This is a genomic window from Mesorhizobium sp. M7D.F.Ca.US.004.03.1.1, from assembly GCF_003998635.1.
In the GTDB taxonomy this organism is placed as follows: Bacteria; Pseudomonadota; Alphaproteobacteria; order Rhizobiales; family Rhizobiaceae; genus Mesorhizobium; species Mesorhizobium loti.
In genome coordinates this window covers 1-9,111 of the sequence record NZ_RZQG01000168.1, presented here as the reverse complement: position 1 = coordinate 9,111, position 9,111 = coordinate 1, and the positions used below count along the sequence as shown (strand labels likewise).

Sequence of the window (9,111 nt, the reverse complement as noted above, 5' to 3'; positions counted from 1 at the left end):
CGTCGCGCCGGTGCTGCGAAGGCTGATCTCGCCGACCCGCACGCGTGCCCGCATCTATGACCGCGACGCCAATCTGCTGCTCGATTCGCGCCATCTCTATTCGCGCGGCCAGATCCTGCGCTACGACCTGCCGCCGGTCGACGAGGAAGAGCCCGATCTGGTCGAGCGCATCCAGAAATTCGTCTTCGATTTCTTCCGCAACACCGAGCTGCCGGTCTATCACGAGCAGCCGGGCGGCAATGGCGCCACTTTCCCCGAAGTGGTCAAGGCGCTCACCGGCAGCCCGTCGACCATCGTGCGCATCTCGGAACAGGGCGAGCAGATCGTTTCGGTGGCGGTGCCGATCCAGCGTTTCCGCGCCGTTCTCGGCGTGCTGATGCTGTCGACCGAAGGCGGCGACATCGACAAGATCGTCGCCGCCGAGCGCAAGGCGATCCTGCGCGTCTTCGGCATCGCGGCGCTGGTCACTGCCATCCTGTCGATGCTGCTCGCCTCCACCATCGCCAACCCGCTGCGCCGGCTGTCGGCGGCGGCGGTGCGCGTGCGGCGCGGCGTCAAGAGCCGTGAGGAAATCCCCGACTTTTCCGACCGTCAGGACGAGATCGGCAATCTGTCGATCGCCATACGTGACATGACCAACGCGCTTTACGCCCGCATCGAGGCGATCGAAAGCTTTGCGGCTGACGTGTCGCATGAATTGAAGAACCCGCTGACATCGCTGCGCAGCGCGGTGGAGACCTTGCCGCTGGCCAAGAACGACGATTCGCGCGGCCGGCTGATGGACATCATCCAGCACGATGTCAGGCGGCTGGATCGGCTCATTACCGATATTTCCGACGCCTCACGCTTGGACGCCGAACTGGCGCGCGAGGATGCCGGGACGGTCGATTTGAAGAAATTCATCACCGATCTGGTCGCCGTTTCGCGTGAGGCAACGCGCAACAAGAAGGCGGTCGAAATCGAGTTCAAGGTCGCCAAACTGCCGCAGGGCGTCAAAGGCTATGTCGTCGTCGGGCATGATCTGCGCATCGGCCAGGTCATCACCAACCTGATCGAGAACGCCCGTTCCTTCGTTCCCGAGGACCATGGCCACATCACCCTGTCGCTGGCGCGCGCCGGCAAGTTCAACATCGTCACCATCGACGACAATGGTCCCGGCATCCGCGCCGACAACATCGACCGCATCTTCGAACGCTTCTACACCGACCGTCCGGCCGGCGAGGCGTTCGGCCAGAATTCGGGCCTTGGCCTGTCGATATCCAGGCAGATCGTCGAGGCCCATGGCGGCACGCTGACCGCCGAGAACATCCCCGGCACCAAGCCCGGCGAGATCAAGGGTGCGCGTTTCGTGGTAACACTGCCGGCCGAAGCATGATCCCGAAACGTGGGAACCGGTTCTCGGACAAGATCATGCTTCATCCAAAATGCATGATCCCGAGAAGTGGAAACCGATTTTCTCGGACGAACGGTTCCGTTCGTCCAGAGATCATGCTTCATCCAAAAACATGATCGGGCAAGATCGTGCATGATCCAGTTGCGCAGCCTGAAAACATTCACGGAACCGCGATCCTGATCGGCGAGCGTGGCGTCCTTATCACCGGGCCGTCCGGCGCCGGCAAGACGACGCTGGCGCTGACACTCCTGGACCATTGCCGCGCGCGCGGGCTATTCTCGCGGCTGATCGGCGACGACAGGCTGCTTGCCTCGGCCCGCTCCGGCCGACTGGTCTGTCGCGTGCCGGCGACCATCGCCGGTCTCGCCGAGGTGCCTGGATTCATGCCGCGCCCGCTGCCGTTCGAGCCGGGCGGAGTGATCGACCTGCATGTGAGGCTGGTGCCAAAGGCAGAGATGGCCCGCTTCCAGGAGGAAATCAGCGAGCCGGTCGCGGGCTGCCCAGTGCCGCGTATCGACCTTGCCGAGCGTAACGCCGCCACGGCCTTGCCCGCCGTGATGGCGCGGCTGTCGATCGCGCCTTTTCTATGATCCGCCCCGACTTTTTTGCTGCAATGCGTCAAAATGGCATGGGCCTGCGCAATTTTGGGCTTGTCAACGGGCCGCGCGTCGACAAGATAGCGCTCCCGCCGCCTGGAATGGCTGGCGAGCATAAAATGCGCCTGTGAAGCGGCGATGACGGGAGCCACCAAAGAATGATCGGACTCGTGCTTGTAACGCACGGTCAACTGGCCGCCGAGTTTCGACATGCCGTGGAACATGTCGTCGGGCCACAAGACAATTTCGAAACCGTGGCGATCGGCGCCGACGACGATATGGAGCAGCGTCGCCGCGACATCGTCGACGCGGTTGCCCGTGTCGACACCGGGACGGGCGTCATCGTGCTGACCGACATGTTCGGCGGCACGCCGTCCAATCTTGCCATTTCGGTGATGGAATCCGGCCGCACCGAAGTGATCGCCGGCATGAACCTGCCGATGCTGATCAAGCTCTCCTCGATCCGCAAGGGCGACAATATGGCGGCGGCCCTCGACGAGGCCCAGGCCGCGGGGCGCAAATACATCAACGTCGCCAGCCAGCTCCTGAGCAGCAAATGAACGCGCTGTCCCCGGAAAAAGACCACATCGCCAAGGATCCGATCACCAGGGACTTTCCCATCATCAACCAGCGCGGCCTGCACGCGCGCGCCTCGGCGAAGTTCGTCCAGCTGGCCAGCGGCTTCGACGCCTCGGTGCATGTCGAGAAGGACGGCGTCAAGGTCGGCGGCACCTCGATCATGGGCCTGATGATGCTGGCGGCAAGCCCCGGCTACTCGATCCGCGTCACCGCCAGCGGGCCGGAGGCCCGGCAGGTCATCGACGCGCTGGAACAGTTGGTGGCATCCCGCTTCGGCGAGGAAAGCTGAACCCGTACACCGCGAATGCATGTCCGAGAGACATGCAGGGATAAAGATTTCTTTATATCCCATTGTCGTCTTCGCCTTGATCTGCTAGTCAGGCCGCCTATTCGCGCCCTTTGACGCGCCGACCGGCGCGGGCGCATCCGCAACCAATTCGCAGCACAACATTCGCATCGGAGCACTGCCATGACGGGTAGCAAGGACTATGTGGTCGCCGACATCTCGCTTGCCGGCTGGGGCCGCAAGGAACTCGATATCGCCGAAACCGAAATGCCGGGCCTGATGGCCTGCCGTGAGGAATTCGGTGCCAAGAAGCCGCTCAAGGGCGCGCGCATCACCGGCTCGCTGCACATGACGATCCAGACGGCGGTGCTGATCGAGACGCTGAAGGCGCTCGGCGCCGATATCCGCTGGGCCTCCTGCAACATCTTCTCGACCCAGGATCACGCGGCCGCGGCCATCGCCGAAGCCGGCATCCCGGTGTTCGCCGTCAAGGGCGAGTCGCTCGAGGAGTATTGGGACTACACCGACAAGATCTTCCAGTGGACCGACGGCGGCCTCTCCAACATGATCCTCGATGATGGTGGCGACGCCACCATGTACATCCTGATCGGCGCCCGCGCCGAGGCTGGCGAGGACGTGCTGTCCAACCCGCAGAGCGAGGAAGAGGAATACTTCTACGCCCAGGTCAAGAAGCGCCTGAAGGCTTCGCCCGGCTTCTTTACCAAGCAGAAGGCGGCGATCCGCGGCGTCACCGAAGAGACGACCACCGGCGTCAACCGGCTCTACCAGCTGCAGAAGAAGGGCCTGCTGCCCTTTCCCGCCATCAACGTCAACGACTCGGTCACCAAGTCGAAGTTCGACAACAAATATGGCTGCAAGGAATCGCTGGTCGACGGTATCCGCCGTGGCACCGACACGATGATGGCCGGCAAGGTCGCGGTCGTCTGCGGCTATGGCGACGTCGGCAAGGGCTCGTCGGCCTCGCTCAAGGGCGCCGGCGCCCGCGTCAAGGTCACCGAGGTCGATCCGATCTGCGCCCTGCAGGCGGCCATGGACGGTTTTGAGGTCGTCACGCTGGAAGATGCGGCACCCACCGCCGACATCGTCATCACCACCACCGGCAACAAGGATGTCGTCACTCTTGACCATATGCGTTCGATGAAGGACATGGTGATCGTCGGCAACATCGGCCACTTCGACAACGAGATCCAGGTGGCGTCGCTGCGCAACCTGAAATGGACCAACGTCAAGCCGCAGGTCGACATGATCACCTTCCCGGACGGCAAGCGGATGATCCTTTTGTCGGAAGGCCGGCTGCTCAATCTCGGCAACGCCACCGGCCACCCGAGCTTCGTGATGTCGGCATCCTTCACCAACCAGGTGCTGGCCCAGATCGAGCTGTACACCAAGCCCGGCCAGTACGAGAATCAGGTCTATGTGCTGCCCAAGCATCTCGACGAAAAGGTCGCACGCCTGCATCTCGACAAGCTCGGCGCCCGCCTGACCGAATTGTCGGGTGAGCAGGCCGCCTATATCGGCGTCACGCCGCAGGGCCCGTTCAAGCCGGAACACTACCGCTATTAACCAAAGCTAAAATTACTACCAGATATTGAGGCCGGGCGATTGACTTTTCGCCCGGCTTTATTTTTGCGCGCAATCGCCTTCACGGCGATTCGGCGAGGGGTTATTGTCAGGTGATTCGGCGACGCTTCCATCCCGAGAGGGCTCAAGAGAGGTGCGCATCAGGGCGGTCTTGCATTCAGGCGGCGGAGAGGACCAAGACATGCCGGGGCAACACCCGCACAGAGCGGGACGGGCCGTTTCCGGCGGCCATGACGATTCGGGGATCACCAGCTCCGCTTTGCAAAGCGGAAGCCTGCCGTGGCGCGCCCGCGCGTCAATCTTCCTTGCCACCTCCGCGCTGGCCGGTCCCTTGGCTGGTGCTGCCGCGCATGCCGAAACCGCTGCTGCCGCGGTCGCCGGATTTTCGGTGAGCACCGTCGAGGTCATGCAGCTTGCCGTGTTTGTCGGCGTCACGGGTGCCGCACTTCTGTCGGCCATCGTTCTCATCCGCGAAAGGGCCCGCACCTCGACCGAGAATATCGAACTCAGGAGCCGCCTCGCCGACATCAACGCGGCGCTCCGCCGCTCGGAGGCGCTGCTCAATCTGCGCGACCAGCGCGTGGTCGTCTGGGCCGCGGAAAACAAGAAGCCCGAACTCATCGGCACGTTGCCCGTCGAAAGCGGCGCTCCGGAGGACCGGGCCGCTTTCCTCGCTTTCGGCCGCTGGCTGATGCCGCGTTCGGCGGCAGCACTTGAACATGCCGTTGCGGGATTGCGCGAGAAGGCGAAACCCTTCGACCTCGTCATCGAATCGCAGGCCGGCGCGCCGCTCGAAGTGCATGGCCGCAAGAGCGCGGCGCATGTGCTCGTGCGTTTCGTCTCGCTCTCGGAGACGCAGCGCAGCCAGGCAAGGCTGAAGATCGAGAACCAGCGGCTGGCCGCCGACCACGACACGATGATCGGCTTGCTCGACGCGCTGAACATGCCGGCATGGCTTCGCAGTGAGGATGGGCGGCTGAAGTGGGTCAACCGGGCCTATGCCGATGGGGTCGAAGCTGAAAATGCCGAAGCCGCGGTTCGGGAGGCGAAAGAATTCCTCGGCGGCCAGGCACGCGATGCGATCGCCGCCCAGCACAAGACGCATCCGGTTTTCGAGCAGTCGCTTTCCACCGTGATCGGAGGTGACCGCCGTGTGTTTGCGGTCACCGATTTCGCCGGCAGCGATGGCTCGGCCGGCCTTGCCTGCGACACCAGCGCCATCGAGGCGGTTCGCGGCGAATACGAACGGACCGTCAGGAGCCACGCCGACACGCTCGACCAGCTCAACACGGCGGTCGCCATTTTCGACACCGACGAGAAGCTGCGGTTCTTCAACCAGGCCTTCCAGAAACTATGGGGTCTCGACGCAGGCTTCCTGCACAGCGCTCCCGACAATGCCTTGCTGCTCGACCGGCTGCGCAGCGATGGCAAGATCGCCGAGCAACCTGAATGGCGCCGCTGGAAGGAAGGCCTGCTCGGCGCCTATCGCGCAGTCGAGTCGCAGGAACATTGGTGGCATTTGCCGGACGGCAAGACCATCCGCGTCGTCGCCAACCCGCAGCCCAAGGGCGGCGTGACCTGGGTGTTCGAGAACCTGACCGAGAAGATGGACCTCGAGAGCCGCTACCAGACAGCGGTGCGGGTCCAGGGCGAGACGCTCGACAATCTTGCCGAAGGCGTGGCGGTGTTCGGCCCCGACGGCAGGCTCCGGCTGTCGAATCCCGCCTTCGCCACGCTCTGGGGGTTGAGCGGCGAGGCGGCCAAGCCCAACGTCCATGTGTCCACGATCCGCGACCTTTGCGACCGGCAGGCGGTGGATAGTCCCTGGCCAGGCTTCGTTGCCGCCATCACCGGCTTCGACGACGAGCGCCGCGACCGCCACGGCCAGACCGAGCTCAACAACGGAAATGTGCTGAGCTACGCCATCATCCCGCTACCCAATGGGCAAGTGATGATGACCTTTGTCGACGTCACCGACAGCGTCAATGTCGAACGGGCGCTGAAGGACAAGAACGAGGCGCTGCAAAAATCCGATCAGCTCAAGAACGAATTCGTCCAGCACGTCTCCTACGAATTGCGCTCGCCGCTGACCAACATCATCGGCTTCACCGAATTGCTGTCGCAGCCCACGACCGGTCCGCTGACGCAGAAGCAGCGTGAATATGTCGAGCATGTCAGCTCGTCCTCTTCGGTCCTGCTCACCATCGTCAACGACATCCTCGACCTGGCGACGGTGGACGCCGGTATCATGCAGCTCGACATTTCCGAGGTGCACGTCGATCGCACCATCGCGGCCGCGGCCGAACTGGTGGCCGACCGGCTGGAAGAGCATTCGATCAGGCTCGAGGTCGACGCCGCTGCCGCACCGAAGACGTTTCACGGCGATGAGATCCGCGTCCGCCAGATCCTCTACAACCTGCTCAGCAACGCCGCTAACTATGCGCCGGAAGCCAGCACCATCCGGCTCACTTGCCGCCATCTGGCGGACGGGGTCGAATTCTCGGTTCATGACGACGGTCCGGGCATGCCGCCGGACCTGCTCGATTCGGTGTTCCGCCGTTTCGAGCCGCGCGCCAATGGTGGCCGCCGGCGCGGCGCCGGTCTTGGTCTGTCGATCGTCAAGAGCTTTGTCGAGCTGCATGGCGGCAGCGTTCGCATCGAAACCGGCAAGGACAAGGGCACGACCGTCATCTGCACCTTTCCCGACATGCCGGGCATCCGCGCCGCGGCCGAGTAGCGCGCTCGATGACGGGATTGGTGCTGGAGCGTTCACTCGCCGACGAGACACAGACAGCACGGCTGGGCGAAGATCTGGCGCTGTCGCTGCGCCCGGGTGATGTGCTTGCCCTCAAGGGCGATCTCGGCGCCGGCAAGTCGACGCTGGCACGGGCCTTGATCAGGGCCTTGGCCGACGATGCCGGCCTCGATGTGCCGAGCCCGACCTTCACACTGGTGCAGAGCTACGACACCCGCGTCCCGGTCCATCATTTCGATCTCTACCGCCTGTCCTCGGCGGCCGAGCTCGATGAGCTTGGGTTCGACGAAGCCCTGACGCAAGGCGCTGCTTTGGTCGAATGGCCGGAACGGGCGGAGGCCTATCTGCCGAAAACCACGGTCCTGATCGAACTCGTCGAGCATGGCGACGGCCGGTTGGCGAGATTGTTGGGGCAGGGCGCTGCCTTCGATCGTGCGGCGCGGTCGCTGGCCATGCGCGACTTTCTCGGGAGCACAGGCTGGGGGGACGCGCAGCGCCGCCACTTCATCGGCGATGCTTCGGCCCGCTCCTATGAGATCGTTTCGCTGCCGGACCAGAAGCCTCAAGTGTTGATGAACTCGCCACGGCTGGTGCTCGGCCCGCCGGTTCGCGACGGCAAGCCCTATGCCGAGATCGCGCACACCGCCCAGTCGGTCTCCGCCTTCGTCGCCATCGACCGCGCCTTGAAAGCCGGCGGGGTCAGCGTTCCGGAAATCCATGCCGAGGACCAGGAGCAGGGGTTCCTGCTGCTCGAACATCTTGGTTCGGAAGGGTTTCTCGGCAGCGATGGCCAGCCGCTGGCCGAGCGCTACGCGGCGGCGGCCGAGCTGCTGGCCATGATGCATGGCAGGACCTGGCCGCGGCGCCTGGAAACAGGGTTGGTCGGCTTCCACGACGTCCCGCCTTTCGACCGCGACGCCATGATGATCGAAGCCGACCTGCTGGTCGACTGGTACGTGCCGGCGATATCGGGCAGCCCGGCAAGCGACAGCTTGCGCGCCGGCTACCACAAGGAATGGAACGCGCTTCTCGACCGGCTGCAAGGCCGCGAAGTCACACTCATGCTGCGTGATTTCCATTCGCCCAACATCATCTGGCGCGGCGATCGCTCCGGCCACGATCGGCTGGGCATCGTCGATTTCCAGGATGCGCTGATCGGCCCGTCCGCCTATGACGTCGCCTCGCTCGCCATGGACGCTCGCGTGACGATGTCGCCCGAGATCGAGAGAGAGACGCTGGATGCCTATGTCGCGGCGCGCCATGCAGCTGGTGCTTTCGACGAAGCAAGCTTTCTGGAATCCTACGCCATCATGGCGGCGCAGCGGAATTCCAAGATCCTCGGCATCTTCGTCCGCCTCGAAAAGCGTGACGGCAAGCCCTATTATCTGAAACATCTGCCGCGCATTCGCGATTATCTGCGCCGGGCCTTGTCTCATCCGGCGCTGGCAAGCCTGCGGGATTTCTACAATGCCAACGGCTTGCTGGAGGAGCGGGCGCTGTGACAGCAAGACCGGACACCGCCATCGTACTCGCCGCCGGGCTAGGCAAACGCATGCGGCCGATCACCGACACCATTCCCAAGCCGCTGGTCAGGATCGCCGGCAAGACGTTGCTCGACTGGAGCCTCGACAGCCTGGCCGCCGCCGGTGTCTCCAAGGCAGTCGTCAACGTCCATTACTTTCCCGAACAGATCGTCGCCCATGTCGCCGCGCGCCGCGCGCCACGGATCGTCATCTCCGATGAGAGCGAGCAACTGCTCGATTCCGCGGGCGGCATCGTCAAGGCGTTGCCGGAATTGGGCGAGCAGCCCTTCTACATCCTCAACGCCGACACGTTCTGGATCGACGATGGTCCCCTCAATCTCCAGCGTCTCGCCCTTGCATGGGACGCGGCGAAAATG

8 protein-coding genes are annotated in these 9,111 nt (G+C 63.8%); all 8 read left to right on the top strand.

What is annotated here, in order from left to right:
* On the top strand, positions 1–1,375 hold a 1,375-nt coding region (locus EN935_RS12490; RefSeq protein WP_127373347.1), incomplete at its 5' end, for a stimulus-sensing domain-containing protein.
* A 146-nt stretch (positions 1,376–1,521) separates the two neighbouring features.
* Positions 1,522–1,983 (top strand): serine kinase, encoded by a 462-nt coding sequence (locus EN935_RS12485; protein WP_109666967.1) that lies wholly within the window; start codon positions 1,522–1,524, stop codon positions 1,981–1,983.
* A 164-nt stretch (positions 1,984–2,147) separates the two neighbouring features.
* Entirely contained in the window at positions 2,148–2,549 is a 402-nt protein-coding gene (locus EN935_RS12475) for a PTS sugar transporter subunit IIA (protein WP_056589309.1), read from the top strand.
* Positions 2,546–2,857, top strand: a complete 312-nt coding sequence (locus EN935_RS12470) for an HPr family phosphocarrier protein (protein WP_056589312.1) — start codon at positions 2,546–2,548, stop codon at positions 2,855–2,857. The genes EN935_RS12475 and EN935_RS12470 overlap by 4 nt, the downstream gene beginning before the upstream one ends.
* A gap of 180 nt (positions 2,858–3,037) precedes the next feature.
* Entirely contained in the window at positions 3,038–4,438 is a 1,401-nt protein-coding gene (gene ahcY / locus EN935_RS12465) for an adenosylhomocysteinase (protein WP_127265055.1), read from the top strand.
* A gap of 199 nt (positions 4,439–4,637) precedes the next feature.
* Positions 4,638–7,193: a PAS domain-containing sensor histidine kinase gene (locus tag EN935_RS12460; RefSeq protein ID WP_127265056.1), complete on the top strand. Its 2,556-nt coding sequence runs from the start codon at positions 4,638–4,640 to the stop codon at positions 7,191–7,193.
* 8 nt (positions 7,194–7,201) lie between these two features.
* Entirely contained in the window at positions 7,202–8,713 is a 1,512-nt protein-coding gene (gene tsaE / locus EN935_RS12455) for a tRNA (adenosine(37)-N6)-threonylcarbamoyltransferase complex ATPase subunit type 1 TsaE (protein WP_127265057.1), read from the top strand.
* Positions 8,710–9,111, top strand: a 402-nt coding sequence (locus tag EN935_RS12450; protein ID WP_164771099.1) for a nucleotidyltransferase family protein, incomplete at its 3' end; no start/stop codon positions are given. The genes tsaE and EN935_RS12450, both read left to right, overlap by 4 nt.